Annotated in this window: 24 protein-coding genes; 2 read left to right on the plus strand and 22 right to left on the minus strand. The window is 65.6% G+C overall.

Annotated elements, in window-relative coordinates:
* Positions 1–161 precede the first annotated feature (161 nt).
* A complete protein-coding gene (locus GRI40_RS03785) occupies positions 162–2777 on the minus strand; it encodes a TonB-dependent receptor (protein ID WP_160610110.1) in 2616 nt (871 codons plus the stop codon).
* A gap of 209 nt (positions 2778–2986) precedes the next feature.
* Between GRI40_RS03785 and GRI40_RS03790 the strand changes: the two genes are divergently transcribed.
* A complete protein-coding gene (locus GRI40_RS03790) occupies positions 2987–3931 on the plus strand; it encodes an acetaldehyde dehydrogenase (acetylating) (protein ID WP_160610111.1) in 945 nt (314 codons plus the stop codon).
* Positions 3931–4980 carry a 4-hydroxy-2-oxovalerate aldolase gene (gene dmpG / locus GRI40_RS03795; protein WP_160610112.1) on the plus strand — a complete coding sequence of 350 codons (1050 nt, stop codon included), beginning with the start codon at positions 3931–3933 and terminating at the stop codon, positions 4978–4980. The genes GRI40_RS03790 and dmpG overlap by 1 nt, the downstream gene beginning before the upstream one ends.
* Here the strand turns inward: dmpG and GRI40_RS03800 are convergent.
* From GRI40_RS03800 to GRI40_RS03900, 21 genes are read right to left on the minus strand one after another with little or no spacing between them, the layout of a single operon-like run.
* Positions 4977–6458 (minus strand): acyl-CoA carboxylase subunit beta, encoded by a 1482-nt coding sequence (locus GRI40_RS03800; protein WP_160610113.1) that lies wholly within the window; start codon positions 6456–6458, stop codon positions 4977–4979. The two genes, dmpG and GRI40_RS03800, sit on opposite strands and share 4 nt — an antisense overlap.
* The gene (locus tag GRI40_RS03805) at positions 6455–7522 is read right to left on the minus strand and encodes an alkene reductase (RefSeq protein WP_337190485.1); all 1068 of its coding nucleotides are present in this window, start codon (positions 7520–7522) and stop codon (positions 6455–6457) included. Before GRI40_RS03805 ends, GRI40_RS03800 begins: the two co-directional genes overlap by 4 nt.
* Positions 7519–8580, minus strand: coding sequence for a DUF1214 domain-containing protein (locus tag GRI40_RS03810; RefSeq protein ID WP_160610115.1), 1062 nt, complete (start codon positions 8578–8580; stop codon positions 7519–7521). The genes GRI40_RS03805 and GRI40_RS03810 overlap by 4 nt, the downstream gene beginning before the upstream one ends.
* Entirely contained in the window at positions 8573–9124 is a 552-nt protein-coding gene (locus GRI40_RS03815) for a nuclear transport factor 2 family protein (protein WP_160610116.1), read from the minus strand. The genes GRI40_RS03810 and GRI40_RS03815 overlap by 8 nt, the downstream gene beginning before the upstream one ends.
* A gap of 12 nt (positions 9125–9136) precedes the next feature.
* Complete coding sequence (locus GRI40_RS03820; protein WP_160610117.1) at positions 9137–9511, minus strand: nuclear transport factor 2 family protein; 375 nt, start codon at positions 9509–9511, stop codon at positions 9137–9139.
* Positions 9512–9516: 5 nt separating this feature from the next.
* Positions 9517–9978: a MaoC family dehydratase gene (locus tag GRI40_RS03825; protein WP_160610118.1), complete on the minus strand. Its 462-nt coding sequence runs from the start codon at positions 9976–9978 to the stop codon at positions 9517–9519.
* Positions 9975–10754, minus strand: a complete 780-nt coding sequence (locus GRI40_RS03830) for an SDR family oxidoreductase (RefSeq protein WP_160610119.1) — start codon at positions 10752–10754, stop codon at positions 9975–9977. The genes GRI40_RS03825 and GRI40_RS03830 overlap by 4 nt, the downstream gene beginning before the upstream one ends.
* Positions 10751–11929, minus strand: a complete 1179-nt coding sequence (locus tag GRI40_RS03835) for an acyl-CoA dehydrogenase family protein (protein ID WP_160610120.1) — start codon at positions 11927–11929, stop codon at positions 10751–10753. Before GRI40_RS03835 ends, GRI40_RS03830 begins: the two co-directional genes overlap by 4 nt.
* Positions 11926–12984, minus strand: a complete 1059-nt coding sequence (locus GRI40_RS03840; RefSeq protein WP_160610121.1) for an acyl-CoA dehydrogenase family protein — start codon at positions 12982–12984, stop codon at positions 11926–11928. Before GRI40_RS03840 ends, GRI40_RS03835 begins: the two co-directional genes overlap by 4 nt.
* On the minus strand, positions 12984–13889 hold the full coding sequence (locus GRI40_RS03845; RefSeq protein ID WP_160610122.1) for an SDR family oxidoreductase: 906 nt from the start codon (positions 13887–13889) through the stop codon (positions 12984–12986). The genes GRI40_RS03840 and GRI40_RS03845 overlap by 1 nt, the downstream gene beginning before the upstream one ends.
* 3 nt (positions 13890–13892) lie before the next feature.
* Positions 13893–14330, minus strand: a complete 438-nt coding sequence (locus GRI40_RS03850) for a nuclear transport factor 2 family protein (RefSeq protein ID WP_160610123.1) — start codon at positions 14328–14330, stop codon at positions 13893–13895.
* Positions 14330–15481 (minus strand): acetyl-CoA C-acetyltransferase, encoded by a 1152-nt coding sequence (locus GRI40_RS03855; protein ID WP_160610124.1) that lies wholly within the window; start codon positions 15479–15481, stop codon positions 14330–14332. The genes GRI40_RS03850 and GRI40_RS03855 overlap by 1 nt, the downstream gene beginning before the upstream one ends.
* A gap of 8 nt (positions 15482–15489) precedes the next feature.
* Complete coding sequence (locus GRI40_RS03860) at positions 15490–16428, minus strand: acyl-CoA dehydrogenase family protein (RefSeq protein ID WP_160610125.1); 939 nt, start codon at positions 16426–16428, stop codon at positions 15490–15492.
* Positions 16428–17591 (minus strand): acyl-CoA dehydrogenase family protein, encoded by a 1164-nt coding sequence (locus GRI40_RS03865; RefSeq protein WP_160610126.1) that lies wholly within the window; start codon positions 17589–17591, stop codon positions 16428–16430. The genes GRI40_RS03860 and GRI40_RS03865 overlap by 1 nt, the downstream gene beginning before the upstream one ends.
* Before the next feature lie 2 nt (positions 17592–17593).
* Positions 17594–18349: an enoyl-CoA hydratase family protein gene (locus tag GRI40_RS03870; RefSeq protein WP_160610127.1), complete on the minus strand. Its 756-nt coding sequence runs from the start codon at positions 18347–18349 to the stop codon at positions 17594–17596.
* Complete coding sequence (locus GRI40_RS03875; RefSeq protein ID WP_160610128.1) at positions 18340–19437, minus strand: NAD(P)H-dependent flavin oxidoreductase; 1098 nt, start codon at positions 19435–19437, stop codon at positions 18340–18342. The genes GRI40_RS03870 and GRI40_RS03875 overlap by 10 nt, the downstream gene beginning before the upstream one ends.
* Positions 19437–20333, minus strand: coding sequence for an enoyl-CoA hydratase (locus GRI40_RS03880; protein WP_160610129.1), 897 nt, complete (start codon positions 20331–20333; stop codon positions 19437–19439). Before GRI40_RS03880 ends, GRI40_RS03875 begins: the two co-directional genes overlap by 1 nt.
* The gene (locus GRI40_RS03885; RefSeq protein ID WP_160610130.1) at positions 20330–21115 is read right to left on the minus strand and encodes a CoA-transferase subunit beta; all 786 of its coding nucleotides are present in this window, start codon (positions 21113–21115) and stop codon (positions 20330–20332) included. Before GRI40_RS03885 ends, GRI40_RS03880 begins: the two co-directional genes overlap by 4 nt.
* Before the next feature lie 36 nt (positions 21116–21151).
* A complete protein-coding gene (locus GRI40_RS03890) occupies positions 21152–22039 on the minus strand; it encodes a CoA transferase subunit A (protein ID WP_160610131.1) in 888 nt (295 codons plus the stop codon).
* Complete coding sequence (locus tag GRI40_RS03895) at positions 22036–22953, minus strand: VOC family protein (protein ID WP_160610132.1); 918 nt, start codon at positions 22951–22953, stop codon at positions 22036–22038. Before GRI40_RS03895 ends, GRI40_RS03890 begins: the two co-directional genes overlap by 4 nt.
* Complete coding sequence (locus GRI40_RS03900; protein WP_337190486.1) at positions 22953–23729, minus strand: SDR family oxidoreductase; 777 nt, start codon at positions 23727–23729, stop codon at positions 22953–22955. Before GRI40_RS03900 ends, GRI40_RS03895 begins: the two co-directional genes overlap by 1 nt.
* Positions 23730–23799: the final 70 nt, after the last annotated feature.

Here is a 23799-nt window from a genome sequence, read left to right on the forward strand (position 1 = left end):
AGCCGCGTTCCTCGCCCGATTGACGTTCTTTGGCCCAGTTTGCGTAACTGCATGGCCTAGCGGTTACGCAAACAATAATCAGACCCGACTCCGCCCCTAAGAAGTGGGGGCGCGCACCGCACTGGTACGCGCCCCCGTGCTCGATCGGCCTTCCGAGAAGGTCAGAACGTCAGTTCGGCGGTCACACCGTAAGTGCGGGGCTCACCATAGATCGTCGTGCCCATTCCCAATTGACCGAAATCAACTGCACGGCTGACATATTCCTTGTCCGTGAGATTCTTCCCCCACAGGATCAGGCTCAACCCGTTATCCGAATTGCCGAAGCCGATCCCGTCGAGCTTGATCTGGGCGTCGAACAGGCTGTGCGCTTCAGACGAGGTCGCTTCCTGAAACGGTGCGGTCAGCGGGTTGTTGAACTGAACCTGGCTGGAAACGTAGCTCCACCCAGCGCGGGCGGTAAGCCGCATGTCGCTGTTGCCGACAGGTGCGGAATACGTCAGGCCCGCGTTGGCCGTGTAGTTCGGCGAATAACCGGGGACGATCACGTCACCGATATTGCGAATCGTTCCGGTGATGTCGGCGCCCGGAAACTCCTTCACGTCCTTGTGCACATAACCCAGTGATCCGTCGGCAGTGAACGCATCGGTGATCGCCAGTCGGCCTTCGATCTCGAAGCCCTTGTAGACGGTCTTCCCCGCGTTCACGACTTGCGTGCCGAAGCTGCCGCCACCCACGATGGGGATGGGAATGGTCGCCTGCTGGTCGTTGTAGACATTGTAGAAGGCGGCGGCGTTCAAGCGAAGACGGTTGAAGAATTCTGTCTTGGCGCCAATTTCGAACGAGTCGATCTTTTCCGAATTAAACGGAATGAGGCCGACCGCCTCGTTCACATTCGGGGTCGCCGGGTTGTCCAGCTGCGTCGACTGCCGCAGATTGAACCCGCCCGAGCGATAACCGCGCGCGACCCGGGCATAGAGATTGATGTCCTCGGCAGCGCGGTAGTCCAGCGTGACGTGACCCGTCGGTTCGCTGAAGCTCACGCTGCCCGTGTTGAGCGCGATCTCCGCCGGGTTGGTGTACGGCGTCAGCCCGTTCTGGAACCGGTCGACCCACTTCTTGTCCCATGTATAGCGAAGGCCGGCGGTAATGCCGAACGGCGCATCAGGCCCGCCGGGGCGCCACGTGGCCTGCCCGTACACGGCGATGCTGCGCCCCGACACATCGTAACCCAGGGTCGATGTCTGCGGCAGGGCGCGATACCGGGCCGGGTTCGCAGCGCGGAAGGCCGCCCCAAGCGGTCCGAACGAGGCATCGGTAAACACGGCCTGGTTGGTATCGAGCACGAACAGGAAGTTCTGCCGGTTCAGCTCGTACCCGCTTTCCTTGAAATAGAACGCGCCCAGCACCCACTCGAACGCCCCGCCAGACTGGGAGATGATCTCCACTTCCTGGCTGAACTGGCGCTGCCGCCGATTGTTTTCCGCCTGGAACAGCGGATTGGTGGTGGTCGGCACAGGCGTCGCCGCAATGAACGGCGCAAACGCTGCCTGTGCGGGGGGCAGGACGAATGCGATCAGGTTGGCGGGCATGCCGTTGAACAGCGAAGCCTGGCTGAACAGCGGGCCGCGAATTCCCCCGAGACCGTCGAGGTCGCTGCCGCGAATCTTGTTGTTCCACCAACGGAATGCCGTGGTGGAGCGGACCGTGAAGGGATCGAAGCCAAGCTCGACACGGGTCATGTTGCCATAGAGCTTGTCGGTCGAAACGCCGGCCTGATCGAGACAGATCTTGTCGAGCCGCTCGCGGCTGACCGAATCGAGCGGCGCGCCGCACTGGGGCTGCAGGGGCGTGGCCGTGCCTAGGAAAGCGCGCAGATTGGCCGGCTGCACTTGAGCGAACTGGAATCCGTCAATGGTCACGTTGGGCCGGAAGGTGCCGTCGCCGACCTCGGCAAGCTGGTTCGCAAACGTAACACCTTCGATCACCGTGTAGTCGAACGTGTTCGTGAAGCTCACGATGCCGCGGTCGACCTGGGTCGCCCAGCGGAAGCTGTCGACATTGATGCCGCCCGGGTCCCGGCTGTCATCGGGTTCGAGGATGTTGTCGACCACCCCGTCACGCTCCCGATGGAGGTAGCCGAAGCTCATCTTGACGCCGCTGTCGCCCCACAGGCCAGTGTCCACCAGCGCGCGGACGTTCCAGGCATTGTAGTTCCCGTATCCCGCGCGCAGCTTCACGCGTGTCTCGTCCTCGGGAAGCCGGGTGATGAAGTTGATCGCGCCGCCGGTCGTGTTGCGGCCGAACAGGGTGCCCTGCGGCCCGCGCAGCACTTCGACGCGCTCGATGTCGGCTACTTCGAAAGTCGAGGCCGAGGACCGCGCGAGATAGACCCCGTCGAGATAGACGCCGATCGGGCTGTCATAGCCCTGAGTCTCGTCAGCCGCCGTGGGAATGCCGCGAATCGTGATGACCGAGGCGGTGGCGTTGGTCGTTGCGCCGCTGACGACCACGTTGGGCACGACTGCCGACAGATCCTTCGCCTCGGTCAGGCCGCGGAGTTCGAGGTCCGCAGCCTGGACCGCGGAGATCGCGATGGGCACTTCCTGGAGATTTTCGGTTCGCTTATCCGCGGTGACGACAATTTCGTTCAGCCCGCCGGCGTTACCCTGTTCGGTCTCGTCTGCCGCATCCTGCGCGGCAGCCACCGCAGGGCAGACCAGCGCGGCAATGCTGGCACTGGCGAAAAGCGACGCAATGGGTGCGCGAAAGCGATTCATGGACAATCCTCCCCGGGGCGCGATGAATCTCGCGCTCGCCAACCACGCAAATCCCACTTTTCGTCGATTATGTCAACTTCAACTACGCAATTTGGGGATATAGCACTGCTTTGACCCACCTTTGCGAATTTATCATGGGTCCCAGGGCTGTTTTCGGCAGTGAGGTATGCTAGGCTGCGCGTCACGGAACGGCAGAAAGGGCTTCTCGCATGACGCGCGTCAAGGCGGCGATCATCGGTTCAGGCAACATCGGGACGGACCTGATGATGAAGATGATCAAGTACCCGCAGAACATGGAACTCGTGGCCGTGGTCGGCATCGATCCGGCGAGCGAAGGCCTCGCGATGGCGCGTGAACACGGCATCGCGACCACGCACGAGGGGATCGAGGGCCTGAAGAAGCTGCCGTTCTACAGCGAGATCGGCATCGCGTTCGATGCCACCAGCGCATACGCCCACAAGGTCCATGACGAGGCCCTGCGCGCAGACGGGATACAGGTGGTCGACCTGACCCCTGCGGCGATCGGACCGTTCACGGTGCCGCCGGTCAACATGGAGGCGCATCTGGACCAGCCCAACGTCAACATGGTCACGTGCGGCGGGCAGGCGACAATCCCGATGGTCGCCGCGGTGAGCCAGGTCGCCAATGTCCATTATGCGGAAATCGTCGCCTCGGTTTCCTCGCGGTCCGCCGGCCCGGGCACCCGCGCGAATATCGACGAGTTCACCCGAACCACCGCCCGCGCGATCGAGGATGTTGGGGGCGCGGCAAAGGGCAAGGCCATCATCATCCTGAACCCCGCCGAACCGCCCATGATCATGCGCGACACGGTGTTCACCCTGTCGGACGGCGCCGATGAGAGCGCCATTCGCGCCTCGGTCGAGGCAATGGTCGCCAAAGTGCAGAAATACGTGCCCGGCTACCGTCTGAAGCAGGACGTGCAGTTCGAACGGTTTGGCGACAACAACCCGCTGAAGATTCCCGGCCACGGCGAATTCACCGGTGTGAAGACGATGATCCTGCTCGAGGTCGAGGGCGCCGGTGACTACCTGCCGAGCTATTCGGGCAACCTCGACATCATGACCGCAGCCGCGAAGGCGACGGGCGAACTGCTCGCAGAGCGCCGGATGGCCGCGCAGAAGGAGACCGTGTGATGACCGCGCAGCAAAGCGGATTCGACGTCGAAACCGGCGCGAAGCTCTACATCCAGGACGTCACCCTGCGCGACGGGATGCACGCCATCCGGCACATGTACGGTGTCGACCATGTGCGCCAGATCGCCGCGGTCCTCGACAAGGCGGGTGTCGACGCGATCGAGGTCGCGCATGGCGACGGCCTCAGCGGAGCGAGCTTCAACTACGGCTTCGGTGCACATACCGACTGGGAATGGCTCGAAGCGGTTGCCGAGGTGCTCGAGAAGAGTGTGCTGACGACGCTGATCCTGCCCGGCGTGGGCACCGTGGAGGAACTGCGGCGCGCATACGATCTCGGCGTGCGTTCGGTTCGGGTGGCGACTCACTGCACCGAAGCCGATGTCTCGAAACAGCACATCGGCATCGCGCGCGATCTGGGCATGGATGTCTCCGGCTTCCTGATGATGAGCCACATGATCGAGCCCGATGCCCTCGCCCGGCAAGCGCTCCTAATGGAAAGCTATGGCGCCCAGTGCGTCTATGTCACCGACAGTGGCGGCGCGCTCGACATGGACGGCATCCGCACGCGGTTCGAGGCGTACGACCGCGTGCTCAAGCCCGAGACGCAGCGCGGGATGCACGCGCATCATAATCTCAGCCTGGGCGTGGCGAACTCGATCGTCGCCGCCCAATGCGGTGCGGTGCGGATCGACGCCAGTCTCGCCGGCATGGGCGCAGGCGCGGGAAACGCGCCGCTCGAGGTCTTCATAGCCGCCGCCGACCGCAAGGGTTGGAACCACGGCTGTGACGTCATGGCGTTGATGGACGCGGCCGAAGACCTCGTCCGGCCCCTTCAGGACCGCCCCGTGCGGGTCGACCGCGAGACGCTCGCGCTCGGCTATGCGGGCGTTTACTCCAGTTTCCTGCGCCACGCCGAGAAGGCGGCCGCCGACTACGGCCTCGATACCCGCGCGATCCTCGTCGAGCTCGGTCGGCGCAAGATGGTGGGCGGACAGGAGGACATGATCGTCGACGTGGCGCTCGATATGCTCAAGGAACGCGCGGCCTAGGGCAGGATACCCCCCGGACGCGGAACGTATTCGCCACCGCGCTCGCTCGTCAGGGCGAGCGCGGCGAGGAGTTCGTTCCGCAAATCGCGCGGGTCGATCACGGCATCGAACGCCAGCTTGCCGGCCATCGCACACGCACTGCCCGCCTGATCGGCTTCCGCCTTCGCCTTTTCCTCGGGCGAGAGCCGGGCGGCGTCGGCGCCTGCCCGGGCCGGCATGGCGCCGAGGGTCACTGCGGGAAAAGCCAGGCTGATCGTCTGTCCGTCGAACGGGTTCATGGCCATCAGCGAACTGCCGAAACCGAACGCTTTGCGTAACGTGACATGGACTTTGGGCACGCGAAGGCCGTGCTGGACCGCGAACATCCGTGCCGCGTGACGCAGCGCTGCGCTGCGTTCGGAAGCAGAACCGGGCATCACCCCGGGATTGTCGGTGAGGAAAACCACGGGCAGGTGGAACGCGTCTGCCAATGTCAGGAAACGCGCGGCCTTCTGTGCGGCGGCTGCATCCACCGCGCCCGCGCCTGACGCAGGATTGTTTGCGACGATCGCCACCGCCCGCCCGCCAAGGCGAACGAGAGCCGTGACGAGCGCGCCGCCCCACTCCGGCTGAATTTCGAGCAGGCTCCCCCGATCGGCGAAATCGCCGAGGAGCAGGCGCATGTCGAAAGGGCGACCGGGATCGGGATCAACCAGTTCGAGGATGCCCTCGAGCAATCGGGGGCCGTCGTCAGGCTCCGCCGCCGGTGGCGGCAGCCAGGCGTTCGACGGAAAATACCCAAGGTATCGGCGCGCCAGCCTGATGGCCGCGCCGTCGTCCGCCGCCCGGTTATGCGCGACGCCCGACGCCAGATGCACCGCCGGACCGCCAAGAGCCTCCTTGGTCACGGTCTCCCCGATGGCGGCTTTCACGATGGGCGGGCCTGCGACGAACATCGAGCCCTGCTCGCTCATCACCACGAAGTCCGACAAAGGTGCCGTCAGCGCCCCGTGGCCCGCAGACGCGCCGAGAACGAGGCAGACCATCGGGACCTTGCCGGACAGATCTGCGAGGCCCTGCAAATCGTTCGGGCGACGACCGGGATGGATATTGGTCAGCCTGTGCCCTGCGCCTTCCAGCATGAACACGAGCGGCACCCGTTCCTGCAGGGCAAGCTGGGTCAGCCGGTAGCGCTTGTCGGCGCCCACATCCCCGATTGAACCGCCAAGCACGGTCACATCCTCGACCCCGCATAGCACCGGGCGGCCGTCGACTTTGCCGAAGCCTGCCAGCAGACCGTCAGCCGGCGTCCCTTCCTCGCCGGCGAATGCCCCGATCTCGGTCCATACGCCATCGTCGAAGAGAGCGGCCATCCGCGTCCGCGCATCGAGCTTCCCCGCGCCGCGGTGACGATCGAGGCGCTCCGTCCCGCCCATCTCGCGCGATGCCTGCTTGCGCCGCGCCAGCTCGGCCAGCAGCGGTTCCCAGCGTTCCTTCATGCATTCAGCTTGGGATAATCGATGTAGCCTCGCTGCTCGCCCGTATAGAGCAGGGCGTAGTCGGGCTTGGCAATTACGGCGCCTTCACGGATGCGGCGCGGCAGGTCGGGATTGGCGATGAACGCGCGGCCGAACGAAACGGCTTCGGCCCGGCCGGCTTCGATCAATGCGGCTGCACTGTCTGCCTTCAGCATGTTGTTCGCGACAATCGGCCCTGACCAGTTGTCGCGAACCATCTGCAGGGTGTCGAGATCGGTCAGCCCCATGTCGATCACATGGGCATAGGCCAGCCCGAGACCGTTCACGGCGCGCAGCAGCGGCACGAAGGTCGAGGCTGGATCGCGCGGGTCCATGCCGTTGTAGGGATTGCCCGGCGAAATGCGGAAACCCACGCGATCGCCGCCGATGGCATCAGCCATGGCCGCCAAGACCTCGGCGGCGAAGCGGGCGCGGTTGTCCGCCGTCCCGCCGTATTGATCGTCGCGCACATTGCTTGCCGGGTTCAGGAACTGGTTGACCAGGTAGCCGCTGGCGCAGTGCAGTTCGACGGCGTCGATCCCGGCCGAACGAGCATTGCGCGCCGCCTGGGCATATTCCCCCACAACCCTGCGGATGTCGGCGGACGTCATTGCCCGCGCCACGGCGCAATCCATCGGAACGCCATCCGGTCCGGGCACCTTGTCAGGGCAGGCAATCGCCGATGGCGCGATGACGTCAGCGGTGAAGCCACGGTTCGCCGGAATCACGACCCGCCCGCAGTGCATGAGCTGCATCGCGATTCGGCCACCTTCTGCGTGAACCGCGTCGGCGACACGGCCCCAGCCGTCGATCTGCTCCTGCGAGTGTATCCCGGGCGTGCGCCAGTAACCCTTGCCTTCGGGCGTCGGCTGGGTCCCCTCGGTCACGATCAGGCCGGCGCTGGCGCGCTGACGGTAATACTGGACCATGTCCGCGGTCGGGACGTCGCCCTCGCCTGCCCGGTCGCGGGTCATCGGGGCCATGACGATGCGGTTCGGAAGGTCCAGCGCGCCAATTCTCACGGGCGCAAACAACGCGTCCGTCACGGGCGAAACACCCGGCATTGCGGTACGGGATGCGTCGGCGCATCGATCCAGCGGAACAGCGCCGTGCCCAGGCGGTGCCCGGCCAGGTCCAGCCAGTTCCCATAGCCGGGATCGGCGTCCGCGCAGATGAGGCGCACGCTGCCATCCTGTTCGGGCGTGACCATCGTATTGTTGACCCAGACCCGGTGATGGACATGATCGAGCGATTCCATCCACCAGTTGTCGAGCTGGAAATTCCACATCCGCGTGCCCGGCGGCGGGGTGAACGTGAGTTCCCACGCCTCCCCCGGTTCCAGGTTGTAGAAGGCATGGCCGTACCAGATCTGCGGGTCCCCGCCGGCTTTCTGGAAAAAGCTCTGATCGTGCTCGAAGATGCGGTTGGGCGCCGCCATGAACATTTCGGTCCAGCTGGCGAACGTCTGCGCGGTCCCCTTCACCCAGGCCGCCGTCTGGGCGAGCTGGGCGCGGATTTCGTCCGGAGTGACGAGGTGGGGGTGCGACGGCCCGTCCAGGCATTCGACGGTGAACGTGGCAGGGGTTTGCGCCGCCTTTTCCTCGAACGTCTGCCTGATGATCACGATCGTCGAATCGTCGGCGAGCGGAAGCCAGTTCCGGTTCTCCGGCTCCCGCCCGATGAGGATTTCGAAGGTACCGTCCGGTTCAAGCTCCACGTCGGCGAATTCGATTTCGCCAGTGGAGGCCATGGTGCCATCGATGGCATAGCGATTGGCCTTGGAGCCGAGAGAGAGATAGGGCACCGTCCCGCGTTCGCCGCGCAATCGGTAACGCCGGTCTCCGCGCACGCAGAACTGCTGGTAGATGTTGTCGGGATTGTCCGCGCCGATCTTCAACTTGTCGTCGCAAAGCTGGAAAATCCGCGGAAAGTCAGGATCGTTCGAATCTACCAGCATGTTGAGCGCGGTGCGCGTGAGACGACTGAGATAGCGTAGCCCTTCCGCCTGATCGAGCGGCGTCGCGGGACCGCGATCGAGCACGGCGCCGGCTTCCGCCAGCTCGGCGCAGAAAGTACGCCATGCTTCCGACAAGGTCTCAGCCATCGCTTGAAGTCCCTTCCTCGTACCAGGTGAGCCAGCGCCCGGTGTCGACCCTTCGCTCCGGAGGACGCCCGGTTTTCGCCAGCAGATGCGCGGTCAGCCTGGCTTCGGCCCGGATGGGCGATACTTCTTCGTACACACGTTCGTACTCGCTCGCGGCGATCTTCCAGCCATCGTCGGTGCGGCGATAGGTATCGTAGTAGAGCGACGATCCAATGGTATCCGTCCCGCGTACCGGATCGATGAACCGATCCTGGAGATACCAGGTGCCCGTCGCCTCGTCAGGTGCGACAAATGCGATTTCCGGCGTGTGGCCGTGGTGCATGGCGACAATGTCGGAATTGAAGCTGGAGCCGATGAAATCGATCATCTCGCCCCGCCCTTCCACCTGCAGGCGATAGCCGCCGCCGCGCAAGTCCACCCGCACGTCTTCGGTGAACAGGGTCGCAAGTTCCCCCTCGTTACCGGTGTCGATGCACCGGAAATAGCGCGCCTTTAACTGCCGGATATCCTCCAGGTCGGACAGCTGCTGCAACGTAAAGGGCATCGCCTGTATCCTTTACATCCCGGTGAAATTGCCCGGGCCGAAGAACGCCTGCATCGATCGGACCTTGCCCGCGTCGTCGAAGCGGAACACATCGATCACATCGACCGTCGCATCGGCCTCGCCCATTTTCAGGCGCACCTGGAACGCAAAGGCTGCGAAATCGCCGCCGACGCGGATGGGCCCCTGCAGTTCGAGTTTCGCGCCAGTGCCGATCGACATCGTGTAGAATTCGCGGATCGCGTCGTGCCCGACCTTGGCGGGGGTCCCGACCGGATCTTCCACCGTGGCGTCCTCGGCAAACAGCGCGACGACGCCTTCGGAATCCTCGCGCGCAAAGGCATCGACGTATGCATGGACGGCGGCTTGCATCTGTTCTGGCGTGGGCATTTGCGTCACTGCTCCGAATAATAACGGCTGATGGTATCGACGCTGAGCGCAGGCTTGTCGGCACCCTCGATCTCGATGACGACGCGCACCACCGACTGGATCGCGCCCTTGACCTCCTCGACAGAGATCACTTCGCCTTTCGCGCGGATGCGGCTGCCGACCTTTACCGGGCTTAGGAACCGCAGCCGATCCGCCCCGATGTTGACCGCGTGCGTGAATCCCCGGACTTCCACGAGTTCGGGAAGGAAGTGGTTCACCAGGCTCATCGTCAAATAGCCGTGGGCGATCGTGCCCCCGAACGGCCCCTGCCGGGCGCGCGCGACATCGACGTGAATCCACTGGTGGTCGCCGGTCACATCGGCGAAGCCGTCGACCCGCTCCTGCTCGATGGAGAGCCAGTCGGTCGGGCCGAAGGTCGCCCCTTCCTGCCCGATCAGGTCGCGCGGCGATTGATAGACGGCGGTCATGCGCGCTGGCTCGATACCGACAGCACTTCGCCGGTCATGTAACTTGACAGGTCAGAGGCGAGGAACAGCATCACGTTGGCGACCTCCCACACTTCCGCGGGACGACCGAACGCTTCCTTGGCGGATAGTTCGGCGAGCAGTTCGTCGGTCGTGACCTTGGCAAGGAACGCGTGCATCGCGATCGAGGGCGCGACGGCGTTGATCCGCACGCCATGTTCGGCGGCCTCGACCGCGGAACAACGGGTAAATGCCATCACCCCGGCCTTTGCGGCCGCGTAATGCGCCTGCCCCTTCTGCGCGCGCCAGCCCAGGACCGATGCGTTGTTGACGATCGCGCCGGTCTTGCGCGCCTGCATCGACGGCAGGAACGCGCGGGTCATCCGGAACACGGAATTGAGCGTCACATCGATGACGCGAAACCACTGGTCGTCGGTCATGTCGACAACGGGCACCTCGCCCCCCAGACCGGCATTGTTGATCAGGACATCGACATGGCCAAGCGCCGCGAGCGCCGCGGTGTGCAGGGCGTCGACGTCCTGCTGGCTGGTAACATCGCACACGAAGGTTGCCGGGCGTGCGCAGCCCACTTCGGCCGCGATGCGATCGGCCGCTTCGCCCAGTCGCCGCTCGTGGAAGTCGCTGACGAGAACGGTCGCCCCCTCCTCCGCCGCGCGCTTGGCGGCGGCGAAGCCGATGCCCGTGCCGGCCGCGGCGGTCACGACGACGGTCTTGCCCCGGAGCAAGCCGCGCGGCTCGGGATATTGCGGTACGATCACAGGTCACCCCTCGGCTCGCGCGGCATTCCAAGACCGCGCTCCGCGATCAGGTTGCGCTGGATCTGGTTGGTGCCGCCATAGATCGTATCGGCGCGGGAATAGAGGAACAGGTTGGGCAGCGTATCCCATTCGTATTCCGGATTACCGGTGACCTCGCCCGCCTGGCCGAGCACGTCCATCGCAAGTTCCCCAAGGTTGCGCCGCCAGGTCGCCCACTGGATCTTGTAGGTGAGCGCCGCGCCGTCGATCCGTGAATGATCCGTGTTCGACAGCATCCGGAGGGCGCCATAACGCATGAGGCGCAGTCCGATTTCCGCCTTCGCGATGCGCTGGCGAATCAGGGGATCGTTCGCCGAACCGTTCGCCCTGGCCACTTCGATGATCGCGTCGAGCTCGTTACGGAAAGCCATCTGCTGGCCCAGCGTCGAAACCCCCCGTTCGAACGCGAGGAGGCCCATCGCGATCTGCCAGCCGCCGCCTACCGAGCCGATCAGGCTGTCCGCCGGGCAGCGGGCGTCGGTGAAGAACGTTTCGTTGAATTCGGCATCGCCGTTGATCTGCTCGATGCCGCGTATCTCGATGCCCGGCTGGTCGATCGGCATCATCAGGAAAGTGAGGCCCTTGGGCCCCTTCGATCCTTCTTCCGTGCGCGTCACGACGAAGATCCAGTCGGATATGTGGGCAAGGCTGGTCCAGATTTTCTGGCCGTTGACCACCCATTCCCCGCCCTCGAGGCGGCCTTTCGTGCGCACCGCGGCAAGGTCGGAGCCCGCGTTCGGTTCCGAAAAGCCCTGGCAGAAGATCGTCGTCCCACCGGCGATGCCAGGCAGGAAGCGTGCCTTCTGTTCGGGCGTGCCGAACGCCAGGATCGTCGGCCCCGCCAGCTCCACGCCGATGTGGTTGACGCGGCCCGGAACCCCGGCGCGCGCGTATTCCTCGGCAAAGATGACCTGTTCGGCCAGCGTCGCGTTGCGGCCGCCCCATTCCTCCGGCCACCCGATGCACGACCACTTGTGCGCGGCGAGCTGTTGCTCCCATTCCTTGCGCCGCTCGGGCTTCTCGGTGAGCTTCGTGATCCCCTTGATGTCGCGGAATTCGCCCGCCATCTGACCTTGCAGCCAGTCGGCGGCCTCGGCACGGAACGCCTCTTCCGCCTGCGAAAATCCCAGCTTCATGCCGCTTCTCCGAGGATCATTGCGGCAACTTGTTCCCGGTGCCATGCATTGCTGCCGAGCATGGATTGCAGCGCCCGCGCACGCTTGAAAAACAGGTGCGCATCGTGTTCCCAGGTGAACCCTATCCCACCGTGGAGCTGGATCATGTCGCCGGCGCATCGCAGGAACGTGTCGGTGGCAAAGCTCTTGGCGGCATGCAGCGCCAGCGGCGCTTCGTCCGATCCTTCGTCCACCGCGCAGGCCGCCCAATACACGGCGCTGCGCGCCTGTTCGATCTCGATCATCATGTCCGCCAGGCGGTGTTTGTAGGCCTGGAACGACCCGATCGGGCGACCGAACTGGACGCGTTCCTTGGCGTAAGCCACCGTGCGGTCGAGAGCCTCCTGCGCGCCGCCGAGCGCCTCTGCCGCGGCGACGACGAAGGCGGCCTGGTGCGCCGCGGTGCTTGCCGCCATCGGATCGGCGAGTGGCTCCCCTTTGGCTCCCTGGAATGAAACGCGGGCGTAGGGCCGCGTCTGGTCCATCGTCGTCAGCGGGGTGACCGTCACGCCCTCTGCGTCAGCCGGGACGATCCAGGCCGATGCGTTGTTACTGGCCAGAAAGACCTGCGCAGACCCACCATGCGCGACGAAGCCCGCTTCGCCCGAAATCCTGTTGCCATCAGCCACGAAACCCGCGTCGTGCGCGTAGCCCGCGATGACTTCGCCGGAGAGAAGGCGCGGCAGCCAGCTTTCGCGCTGCGCATCGCTGCCACCCGCCGCGATTGCCTGCGCGCACTGGGCGAGGCTACCCAGCATCGGCAGGGCGGAAACCTGTGCGCCCGCGGCCTCGGCAATGATTGCCAGCTCCACCAGCCCCAGCCCGGCGCCACCGACCGCTTCCGGAATGCCGATGCCCGACAGCCCAAGCTCTGCGCAGAACGCGTCCCACAAGGCGCGATCGATTCCGTCGTTGGCCATCGCCGCCCGGGTGCGGGCCGAAGACGCGTTCTCGCGGAAGAACGCCTGCGCGGTTTCCACGATCATCGCCTGTTCGTCGGTGAATGCGAAATGCATCAGGCGGTCCCCCAGACTTTTCGGGGAGCAACCCTTTCGGCGAGCAACGTCTCAACGGCCTCGCCGACCTCGTCGGGGTTCCAGCGCCTGCCCGCGTCCACCGCCGGTCCTTCGCGCCAGCCATCTCCCAGCATGATCCTGCCGCCTTCCAGTTCGAACACGCAGCCAGTCACGTTCGCACTCTCGCTGGAGCCGAGCCAGACGACGGTGGGGGCGATGTTCGCCGGGTCCATCACGTCAAACGCGTCGCCCTGGGTGGCCATCTTGTCCGCGAAGGCCTGCTCCGTCATGCGGGTGCGCGCCGAAGGGGCGAGCGCGTTGGCCGTGATGCCGTATCGGCCGAGTTCGGCTGCCTGCACCAGCGTTAGCGACGCGATCCCGCCCTTGGCGGTCGAATAGGCCGACTGCGCGATGGAACCCTGGAGCCCTGCCCCACTGGTGGTATTGATGATCCGCGCATCGGGATTTTCCCCGCGCTTCTGCTTTGCACGCCAGTAATCCACGGCGTGGCGCGCCAGGCAGAAATGGCCGCGCAGATGGACGTGCATGGTCGCGTCCCATTCTTCCGGCGTGGCGGACACGAACATGCGGTCGCGCACGATCCCTGCGTTGTTGACGATCACGTGAAGGTCGCCGAACGCCTCGATCGCCGCATCCACGATACGCTTCGCAGCGTCCCAGTCGGTGATGTCCTCGTAATTCGCGAGGGCCGCCCCGCCCGCCGCGCGAATTTCATCGACCACCGCGTCGGCGGCGCTCGTGTCGCGACCTTCCCCGCCCAGCGAAGTGCCGATGTCGTTGACGACCACGTTCGCGCCTTCGGCGGCGAAGGCGAGCGCATAGGCGCGTCCCAGCCCGCGCGCTGCGCCGGTGATGATCACTGTCCGGTTGTCGCAGATTCCCATGTCTTATCCCAATGCCTGGAGAGTGTGCGCGGAGCTGTCGCCGACGAGATCGGTCTGGACGTAGGTGCGCTCTGTGAAATGCCAGCGGCCCGCGTCATCCCGGGCAAAGCGATCGCGGTAGCGGCCCGATGCGACCACCTGCAGCGGGAAGCCGGGCGCCGCCTGGATTACGGTCCACTGGCTCTGGCACGTCGCGCACGCGCCATCGTCCGACAGTTCGATGATCGGATTGGTGGTGATGTGCCGGGTAAGAGGCTTGCCATCGTAGGTTTTCACCCACGTCTTCCACATGGCCAGAATGCTGTCGCGCCCGGCGATCCGCTGGCCCCCGGCGATCACGCACCCCTTGTCGAACAGCGCGGCGGCGCCGGCGAAGTCGCCGTCGTCGAAGCGCATCGCGTATTGGTAAAGCAGGTTTGGAATGGCGATCGCCGGTTCCATTACAAACGCTCGATGATCGTCACGTTGGCCTGACCCCCGCCTTCGCACATCGTCTGGAGGCCATAGCGCCCGCCGGTGCGCTCGAGCGCGTTCAGCAGCGTGGTCATCAGCCGCGCGCCGCTGGCGCCAAGAGGATGGCCCAGGGCGATGGCACCACCGTGGACGTTCACCTTCTCGTGCGGGATGCCGAGTTCCTTCATCCACGCCATCGGCACGCTGGCGAATGCCTCGTTGCATTCGAACAAGTCGATATCATCGACGGTCATGCCGGCCTTGCTCAGCGCATACCGCGTCGCCGGGATCGGCGCCGTCAGCATCCACACGGGATCGTCGGCCCGCACGGACAGATGATGGATGCGGGCACGCGGCTTCAGTCCGTGATCCTTCACCGCCCGCGCGCTGGCGACCAGCAACGACGCCGCACCGTCGCAATTCTGGCTTGCCACGCCAGCGGTGATCGCCCCGCCTTCCTGCACCGGCTTGAGACTGGCGAGCCCTTCCAGGGTGGTGCCCGGACGGATCGTCTCGTCAATCTCGAGCCCCTCCAGCGGGGCGATTTCGCGCGCAAACCAGCCATTGTCCGTCGCGGCCTGCGCACGCTGGTGGCTGGTGAGGGCAAATTGTTCCATTTCTTCGCGACTTATCGACCATTTCTCAGCAATCATCTCAGCCGAGTTGATCTGGTTGAGAAGCCCGTCGCCATAGCGTTCGACCCAGCCCGGCGAGGTGTTGAAGGGGTTTCCGAAACCGTAGGGTTCGCCGGCATACATCGCGGCCGAGATCGGGATCGCGTTCATCGCCTGGCTGCCCCCCGCGACCACGAGGTCCTGCGTGCCGCTCATCACCCCTTGCGCGGCGAAATGCAGCGCTTGCTGCGACGAACCGCACTGGCGATCGACCGTCGTGCCCGGCACGTGCTGGGGCAGCCCGGCGACGAGCCACGCGGTGCGGCCGATGTCCCCCGCCTGCGGTCCGATGGTATCGCAGCAGCCCCACACGACATCCTCGACGGCGTTGGGATCGATGCCCGTGCGCTCGACGAGAACCTTGATCGGGTGCGCGCCCAGATCGGCGGGATGAACGTGTGCAAGGCTGCCCTTCTTGCGCCCGATGGGTGTTCGCACCGCGTCTATGATAAAGGCTTCAGGCATTTGTTCTCTCAGGCGAAAGTGTGTTCAGGCCCAATCGGAAGCGCGCCACCGATCACTGCGTCGTCGACCCTGGAATAGTGGAATGCGCGATCGCCCCAGGCCCCGGCGAGCGCCCAGGCACGCTTCATCCAGAAGTGAAGATCGACCTCGTAGGTATAGCCCATGGCCCCGTGAACCTGGATCGCGGTCTCGGCGGTAAGGATCGCGGCATCCGTGGCGGCGAGCTTGGCGTGACTGACGTGGACCGGCCCGCCAGCGAGTCCATCCTCCAGCGCCTGCGCGGCGCGCCAGACCACCGGCTTGGCGAATTCGATCGCGACCGCACACGTCGCCAACTGGTGCTTGATCGCCTGGAATCCCCCGATCGGCTGGCCGAACTGGGTGCGGACCTTCGCGTATTCGCCCGCCTGTGCCAGCATCGCCTCAGCAAGGCCGATGAGCTGTGCGGCCGACATCAACGCACCGAGATTCAACAGCTTGTCGTCGGGTCCTGAGACGCCGTCTCCGCTTGACGCAGCAAGGTTTCGAAGCGGATCGACGCTTTCGAGCGCGTCTCCCGCGCCGTCTGTCACCCAGGGATTGACCGGGTGGTTGAGCGGGACAGTCTTCTCGCCCCGCGCGATTGCGGCCAGATCGCCGGTCTGCCCCTTGGCGAGCAACCACGGCACCGCCACGAACGCCGTGTCGACGAGCGGCTCGGCAAGCGCCGCACGGCCGCACTCGGACGCGATCAATGCGGCGTCCAGCAGCCCGAGGCCAAGGCCGCCGTGCTCTTCCGGGACAAGCAGGCCGGTCAGGCCCATGTCCGCAAGACCCTGCCAGATGGCCGGATCGCGGTTACCCTCCGCATCCAGGCGCCGCAGGACTTCGGGGCCATGCGTGCCCGCCAGATAGTCGCGGACCGTTTCCGCCAGGGTGAGCTGGTCTTCGGTGAAGCGGAAGTCCATCAGCCTGCTCCCACCCGCGGAAGGCCGAGCAGCCGCTCGGCGATGATATTGCGCTGCACCTCGTTCGAACCGGCGTAGATCGGCCCCGACAGCGAGAAGATGTAGCCTTCCAGCCACTGGTTGATCCGCCCGTCGGCGAAGCGTTTCAGCTCCGCCTGCGCGCCCAGGAGCTGCATCGCCGTCCGGTGCATCGCCCGGTCGAGTTCCGACCAGAAGATCTTGTTGAGGCTCGCCTCCGCGCCGATCTTGCCGCCCGCCATGATCTTCGAGGCGACGGCGTAGGTGTTGTAGGCGTATGCCTGCGCCGCGCCCCAGGCCTGCACCACCGCCTCACGCGCCGCGGGGGACGCTTCGGCTTCGTGCCGACGGTAGAGTTCGACAAGCCGTTTCGCAGTCGCCTGGAAGCGTCCCGGCGAGCGGAGCATCAGCCCGCGTTCGAAGCCGGCGGTCGCCATTGCCACGTTCCACCCTTCGCCTTCGCCCGCCAACCGGTTTGCCACCGGCACGCGCACTTCGTCGAAGAACAGTTCGGCGAAGCCCGTGTCGCCATGAAGCTGCCGGATCGGACGCCTGGTGATGCCGGGCGAATCGAGATCGAACAGGATGAACGTCAGGCCCTTGTGCCGCTTGCTATCTGCATCGGTCCGAAAGATTCCGAAGCCCCAGTCCGCGAATGCCGCGCGGCTGGACCAGGTCTTCTGGCCGGTGAGCACGTAGTGATCGCCATCGCGCACAGCCCTGGAACTGATCGCCGCCATGTCGCTGCCTGCGCCCGGTTCCGACCACGCCTGCGCCCAGATCGTCTCGCCCCTCGCCATGGGCGGCAGGAAGCGCGCCTTCTGTTCGGGCGTGCCGAATTCCATGATCGTCGGGCCCAGCAGGAAGATGCCGTTCTGGTTCGCACGGTTGGGTCCGCCGGCGCGAAAGTATTCCTCTTCGAAGATCAGCCACTCAATCAGGTCAAGGCCGCGCCCGCCGAATTCCTCGGGCCACGTAACCATGCCCCAGTTACCGCTCGCGAGTTCCCGTTCCCACGCGACGTGCTGATCGAACCCTTCGCGGCATTCGAGTGTGACGAGCGGTTCCTTCGGAACATGCGCTTCCATCCACGCGCGAACCTCTGCGCGGAAGGCTTGCTGCTTGGGCGTGTAGGCAAGGTCCATGGTCAGAACTTCGCCGCCTTGCCCGTCTCCACGAACGCGTCCCGGCTCTTCTGCGAATCCTCGTGCATGTACATTTCGAGCGTGAAGCCCTGTTCCCAGCGGTATCCGCGGTCCACATCGCGCGGTTCGAGACCGTTCAGCGCTTCCTTCGCGATGACGAGCGCCTTGCGGCTTTTCGAAGCGACGACCGCGCAGAACGCCCGCGCTTCCTCGACCAGCTTCTCGCGAGCGACCACTTTCTCCACCGCGCCCAGGCGCCAGGCTTCCTGCGCGGGAATGTTACCGCCGGTGAAGAATGCCGCCCGCACCTTGTGGAGCGGCAGCATGCGCGAAAGATGGCTGGCCCCGCCCATCGCGCCGCGATCGACTTCGGGCAGCGAGAAGAACGCATCGTCGGCCGCGATGATCGTGTCGGAAGCGCCGCAAATGCCGATCCCGCCGCCGATGACGAACTTGTGAACCGCCACGATCACCGGCACTTCGGCGTCGCGAATGGCCTTGAAAGTCAGGTAATTTCCGCGGTTCAGCAGCGTGATCCGCTCGGGATGGGCCTGCATTTCCTTGATATCGACGCCTCCGCAGAAGCCGCGCGCGGTGTCGGCCGCGCGGATCAGGATGCAGTTCACGCCAGGATTGCGCGCCGCGGCCGAAATGATCTCCGGCAGCGACAGCCAGGTCTCGGAGTCGAATGCATTCACCGGCGGCACGTCGAACACGATCTCCGCGATCCGGTCGCTGATGGTGGTTTCTATGCCCATTTGTGCATTCCATTGACCTGTTGCGACGGTTGGGTGAGCGCTGCGATCCGCGCGAGCGCTTCCGCTTCGATGCGCGCCAGCAGCTCTGCGCATGTGGGAAGGTCGGCGAGCCGCCCGGCGACCACGCCCGTGGCCATGAGCCCCTGTTCGGCATCGCCGGCGACGACGGCGCGCTGGATCATCATCGGTGCCGCAGCGGCCATCATCGCCTGGGCCAGGGGCATTTCGCCGTGGCTGGTCATCCCGCGGGCGGTCGAAAGCACCTGGCCCCAGCTCATGCCTTTCTGCCGCTTCATCTCCAGCCCGGCTTCCATGGCGCGTTTCCACATGCCGAGCCGGCCTGACCGTTCGATCCGGCGGAGCAGCGGGTTGAGGATCATCCGCTGCGGAATCCCGTCCACCTTGGTCGTCACCGCGATATCGCCGGTACCCGCCTTGACGTAGGCCGCCTTGGGCAGGGCCGGAACGGGGCTTTCCGCGGTCATCAGGAAGCGCGTGCCCATCGCCACCCCGGCGGCCCCATAGGCGAGCGCCGCGGCGAGGCCGCGCCCGTCACCGAAACCACCGGCCGCGACCACGGGCACGTCAACCGCGTCCAGCACTTGCGGCAAAAGCACCGTCGTCGGAACCGCGCCGGTATGGCCACCGCCTTCGCTGCCCTGGACGGTGATCATCTCGCACCCCAGCGCGACCATCTTTTCCGCGTGCTTAACGGCCCCCACGGTGGGAATGCACAGAATCCCGGCATCGCGGAACCGGGCGATCATCTTCGCATCCGGGCCGCGCCCGAAGCTGACCGCGCGCACCCGGTCCGCATTGGCGAGGATGACCGCGACAATGTCCGCCGCGCCGGGCTGGAAGCTGTGAAAGTTCACCCCGAACGCGTGCGGCGTCATGTCCTTCAGCCGCGCAATCGCATCCGCCAGTTCGGCCGGCTCCATCACCGCGCCGGCCAGGAAACCGAACGCCCCTGCATTGCTGGACGCCGCGACCAGTTCGGGCGTCGCGATCCAGCCCATCGCGGTCTGGATCACCGGCAGACGGCAGCCTAGCCGCTGCGTAAGCGCGGTGGAGAGCGGCCCGTTCATCAGGACGACTTGTTGGCCGCCGCCGCCGATTTGCCGCTGACGCCGCCGATCGAATCCCCGGTGACCAGATCGTTCTGCGCATGGGCGAAGTGATGCATGTGGAAGACCGCATCCATCGCGGCGCGCTTGCCGCGCAGCTCTTCGACATGGTTGACGGCCTGCTTGGTCAGCCAGTTGCCGAGCCTTGGCGAAGCGGCGAGCTTGGCGGCCCACGTCGCGGTCGCCTCGCGAAGCTCTTCGCGAGGGACGACCTTGTTCACCATCCCGAACTGCGCAGCGCGCGCGGCGGGCATCCGCTCGCCCAGCAGCAGGAATTCCTTGGCGATACGCGGGGGCAGTTCATAGGCGTGGGCGAAGTATTCGACGCCCGGGATGCCCATCAGGGGCACGACCGGATCCTGGAAGAACGCGTCCTCGCTCGCCACGATGAGATCACAGACCCAGGCGAGCATCAGCCCACCGGCGATGCAGGCACCCTGAACCATCGCGATCGTGGGCTTGGGCACATCGCGCCAGCGCCTGCACATCCCGAGGTATTGTTCCTGCTCGCGCGTGTAGAGCAACTCTGCCGCGGGCTTGTTCGTGTGCGGCGCGACCATCAGGCGCTTTTCGAATTCGTGATGGAGGTCGCGCCCCGGCGTGCCGATGTCGTGGCCGGCGGAAAAGTGCTTGCCTTCGCCGGCAAGCACGATCGCGCGCACGTCGTCATCTTGGACGGCGCGGTTGAACGCGTCGTCCAGCGCGTAGGTCATCTGCCCGTTCTGCGCGTTGTTGAACGAGGGACGGTTCATCGTGATCCACGCGACGTGGTCGACAACTTCGTACCGGACCGGCTCTTCGGTTTCGTAGGAAACGTCGGCGCGCTTCGGCTCGACGAGCTCGTGACCCTTGCTCATGCCGCTTTCCTCGCAGGCGGATTGTCCTTGATCACCGACGCGCGGATGCCGTGTGGGTCGAGGCTTTCGATCACCGCCAGCTGCTCATCGGTGGGCGCAGGGGTCACGCTCTCGACCGCGTCGATCAGATCGAAACCGGTGGCCTCCGTCACGTCGGCGAACGTGACGCCCGGATGCAGGGAAATCACGCGGATCGCGTTGCCAGGCCCGCGGAAATCCATCACGCACAGGTTTGTCACGATCAGTCGCAGATCGACGCCGGAATAGTTGCCCCCCGCGACGCGCCGGGCCGGATTGTATCCCACGCCCGAAACCATATCGACCTCGTCCGGGACGAACACCCGGGGGCTGTGCGCGGGGAAGAAGAACGAATTGGGGTGGTAGATCGTGTTCCCAGGGAAGCCCCGCACGCCCAGCATCTGCGTCTTCGGCTGTTCGTGCGTGCCGCCGAGGCGCGACAGGTTGATCTGGCCGAACCGGTCGATCTGCGTGGGGGTGACCATGGCATGCCGCCGCCCGGTCCACACCGCCGCGTCGAAGAATCGGCTGAAGGGCAGATGTCCGGCGAACCGGGGCTTGTAATCGCCGCGGGGGCCCAGCGGTACCGGCTGCTCGACAAGGTAAGCCTCCCCGTCGGTCATCAGCAGTTCGGGCGTGTGCGTCAGCTTGGCGAGACCCGCCGCCAGCCGGGGTACCGGGCCCACGCCGGTCGCGACGACCTCGCCATTGCCGCGGAACGCCTCGGAACAGGCGACGATGCACAGTTCGGCCAGTGTGGCCATGTCAAATACCTCCCTTGTGTGGGAAAGCGCCCATCATCAGAAAACCGGCAGCGGCAGCTTGGTGACGGCATCCGTGCCGCCAAATCCGGCGATGTATTCATCCTCGCTTGCGCCGACGAAACGATCGGCCACCGCGCTCCAGTCTCCCGGATCCTTGGCCGCGTCGGCGTAAGCCTTGAACGCCTTCATGTCCCAGCCATAGGCCGGCGGCAGCGAGCTCGGATGCGCGCCGCCGCGGATTTCCGCGACGCCGGAAATGTACGACCGTTCGACGATGTTGGCCTGGGCGTCCTGGGGATAGGCGTCTTCCATCGCCTCGACGAGCTCTTCACAGCTCACGAACGTCCGTGCCGCCGCGCGCGCGAACCACTCGTCATAATACGTGTCCGGGCCCAGCGCCTGGATGTTGCCGCGCCGGTCCGCGCGATTGACGTGGATCAGCGCCGCGTCGAGCGCCAGCGCCGGCATCGCGATCAGCGTCTCTTCGTCCGCATAGGGCGACTGCACCGTCTTGAGGCCGCCCAGCTCCGCCAGGTCGGTGCCGAGGCCGACGCGCGTCGGCAGGAACGGCAACCCGAACGCCGCCGCCTTCAGGCCCCACTGCAACATGCCTTCGTCGAGTTCGAGGACGTCGATCGCACCGGCTTCCCGCGCCTTGCGGAACCACGGCTCCAGCGGGATTGCGTCGAGCGAGACGAACGCGAACACCAGTTTGCGGACCTTGCCGGCGGCGCACAGCATCCCGACATCCGCGCCGCCGTAGGCGACCACGGTCAGGTCCTTGAGATCGGAACGGAGGATTTCGCGAACCAGCGCCATCGGCTTGCGCCGCGGGCCCCAGCCGCCAATCCCCAGCGTCATGCCGTCGGACAGTTGCCCGACGATTTCCGCCGGGCTCATTCGTTTGTCGAGCGGTCTGCTCATGCCGCGGACTCCGCCTCCTTCATCGCCCGTTGCCAGGCCCATTCGTGCCCCCAGGCACTGATACCCTTGTGCCGGGTCACTTCCCACGCCCCGGGATCGATCACGAGGCTGTCGCAACCGATCTCGAGATCGAAGCCACCCGGGGTCTGGACGTAGAACCCGGTTGTCTCGTCGTTGAGATGGCGGCCCAGGGTCGCGCTCTCGACATAACCGTGCGCCTTCATCCGGTCATGGGCCCTGCCTACTTCCGTGAGGTCGGGATATTCCAGCATCAGGTGCACGCAGCCCGAAGGTGGCACCGGACCTTCCCCCAGCGCAATGCTGTGATGGCGCCCATTGTCCGCGTGCATGAACGCAAAGTGCATCGGGGGCGCATCCGGGCCCATGAGGTGGAACGCGGGCAGGTCCGTGTCGTGAAAGCCGATCACGTCACGATAGAAGGCGTGGCATTCGTCGAAGTTGGGCGCCGAGAAGACCGCGTGACCCATCCCCATGTCCCCGGTGACGAAACCCGGCACCCCGACGGGCGAGACGAACGCCACGTCATCGCGCGTGTCGCCCGTGAAGAACTCGAGACCGTTCCCTGCGGGATCGGAGGTGCGGATGAACCGCGCGATCCCGCGCCCGCGCGCCTCTTCGGAGTCGCCATGCTGAACGGGGCGTCCCGCCGCGGCGATGGCATCGACAAGGCGGTCGAATTCCGCATCGCTCACTTCGTACGCCGCGGCGATCAGACGCTCTTCCGCGCCGCGTTCGATGCGAAAGCGGAACGGCCGGTCGTCGATGCGGTACAGCGCCGCGCCGTCGGCGGCGTCCGGCGCACGCATGACCCCGGCAACCTGCGTCAGGAAATGATCCCACCGCTCCGGCTGAGCCGTAGCAATCACCACGTATCCGAGCGATTTCACACCCATCAGCCCTCTGCCCCTTTGACCAGATCGAGAAAATACGGCCGCTCTCCCCCGCCATCGACCTGGAGGCGGGCGCCGCTGACATAGGCGGCAAGCGGCGAACACAGATAAAGGACGGCGTCGGCGATATCCTGGCCCCGCCCCATCCGCCCGAGCGGAATCGATTGCCCAACCGCGGCCTGGGCTTCGGCCGAACCGTATGTCGCCTCGGCGGTTTCCGTCTGCATCAGGCCGACGATCAGCGCGTTCACCCTGATCCCCGCGCGGCCCCACTCCTGCGCCAGGCTCTGCGTGAGGTTGAGCAACCCGGCTTTCGCGGCGCCGTACACAGCGGTGCCAGGTGCCGGGCGGGCGCCCGCGACGCTGGCGATGTTGACGATACTGCCGCCGCCCCGCCCGGCCATGTGCCGGTGCGCGGCTTGCGCCATGTAGAGGGGGCCGAGCAGGTTGAGCCTGACGATCGCTTCGGCAAAACGCGGCGAGGCGGTCGCCGCATCGCTTTCGGGTGAGCCGCCGGCGTTGTTCACCAGTATGTCGAGCCCGCCGTGCCGTGCGGCGACCTTGTCGACGAACGCTGCGGCGGCTTCCGGATCGCGCACGTCAACCGCTTCGAACCGCACACCGTCCGGCAGGTCGTCAGGCTGGGCGCGGCCGCACACGGTCACATCGCACCCCGCCTGCACCAGCGCCACCGCGATCGCGCGCCCGATCCCGCGCGTCCCGCCGGTGACGATCGCGGTTTGCCCCGTCAGGTCGATACGAGCGGATGGAGGGGACACGCGCAACAGGCTCCTTGAACGGAATCGCCGACCTCGGGCGGATTGCATTTGCATTATCGGAAGCGAAAAC

The organism is Tsuneonella aeria, assembly GCF_009827495.1.
Taxonomy (GTDB): Bacteria; Pseudomonadota; Alphaproteobacteria; order Sphingomonadales; family Sphingomonadaceae; genus Tsuneonella; species Tsuneonella aeria.

What these genes read in the sequence shown, in the direction of transcription:
- GRI40_RS03820 (WP_160610117.1), bottom strand. Translation starts at nt 9,511, where the DNA reads ATGCCCACGCCAGAACAGATGCAAGCCGCCGTCCATGCATACGTCGAT.
- GRI40_RS03810 (WP_160610115.1), bottom strand. Translation starts at nt 8,580, where the DNA reads ATGGCTGAGACCTTGTCGGAAGCATGGCGTACTTTCTGCGCCGAGCTG.
- GRI40_RS03785 (WP_160610110.1), bottom strand. Translation starts at nt 2,777, where the DNA reads ATGAATCGCTTTCGCGCACCCATTGCGTCGCTTTTCGCCAGTGCCAGC.
- GRI40_RS03845 (WP_160610122.1), bottom strand. Translation starts at nt 13,889, where the DNA reads ATGGGAATCTGCGACAACCGGACAGTGATCATCACCGGCGCAGCGCGC.
- GRI40_RS03860 (WP_160610125.1), bottom strand. Translation starts at nt 16,428, where the DNA reads ATGGACTTCCGCTTCACCGAAGACCAGCTCACCCTGGCGGAAACGGTC.
- GRI40_RS03885 (WP_160610130.1), bottom strand. Translation starts at nt 21,115, where the DNA reads ATGGCCACACTGGCCGAACTGTGCATCGTCGCCTGTTCCGAGGCGTTC.
- GRI40_RS03835 (WP_160610120.1), bottom strand. Translation starts at nt 11,929, where the DNA reads ATGAAGCTGGGATTTTCGCAGGCGGAAGAGGCGTTCCGTGCCGAGGCC.
- GRI40_RS03815 (WP_160610116.1), bottom strand. Translation starts at nt 9,124, where the DNA reads ATGCCCTTTACGTTGCAGCAGCTGTCCGACCTGGAGGATATCCGGCAG.
- GRI40_RS03895 (WP_160610132.1), bottom strand. Translation starts at nt 22,953, where the DNA reads ATGGGTGTGAAATCGCTCGGATACGTGGTGATTGCTACGGCTCAGCCG.
- GRI40_RS03825 (WP_160610118.1), bottom strand. Translation starts at nt 9,978, where the DNA reads ATGACCGCCGTCTATCAATCGCCGCGCGACCTGATCGGGCAGGAAGGG.
- GRI40_RS03855 (WP_160610124.1), bottom strand. Translation starts at nt 15,481, where the DNA reads ATGCCTGAAGCCTTTATCATAGACGCGGTGCGAACACCCATCGGGCGC.
- GRI40_RS03865 (WP_160610126.1), bottom strand. Translation starts at nt 17,591, where the DNA reads ATGGACCTTGCCTACACGCCCAAGCAGCAAGCCTTCCGCGCAGAGGTT.
- GRI40_RS03790 (WP_160610111.1), top strand. Translation starts at nt 2,987, where the DNA reads ATGACGCGCGTCAAGGCGGCGATCATCGGTTCAGGCAACATCGGGACG.
- GRI40_RS03800 (WP_160610113.1), bottom strand. Translation starts at nt 6,458, where the DNA reads ATGAAGGAACGCTGGGAACCGCTGCTGGCCGAGCTGGCGCGGCGCAAG.
- GRI40_RS03875 (WP_160610128.1), bottom strand. Translation starts at nt 19,437, where the DNA reads ATGAACGGGCCGCTCTCCACCGCGCTTACGCAGCGGCTAGGCTGCCGT.
- GRI40_RS03870 (WP_160610127.1), bottom strand. Translation starts at nt 18,349, where the DNA reads ATGGGCATAGAAACCACCATCAGCGACCGGATCGCGGAGATCGTGTTC.
- GRI40_RS03880 (WP_160610129.1), bottom strand. Translation starts at nt 20,333, where the DNA reads ATGAGCAAGGGTCACGAGCTCGTCGAGCCGAAGCGCGCCGACGTTTCC.
- GRI40_RS03840 (WP_160610121.1), bottom strand. Translation starts at nt 12,984, where the DNA reads ATGCATTTCGCATTCACCGACGAACAGGCGATGATCGTGGAAACCGCG.
- GRI40_RS03890 (WP_160610131.1), bottom strand. Translation starts at nt 22,039, where the DNA reads ATGAGCAGACCGCTCGACAAACGAATGAGCCCGGCGGAAATCGTCGGG.
- dmpG (WP_160610112.1), top strand. Translation starts at nt 3,931, where the DNA reads ATGACCGCGCAGCAAAGCGGATTCGACGTCGAAACCGGCGCGAAGCTC.
- GRI40_RS03850 (WP_160610123.1), bottom strand. Translation starts at nt 14,330, where the DNA reads ATGGAACCGGCGATCGCCATTCCAAACCTGCTTTACCAATACGCGATG.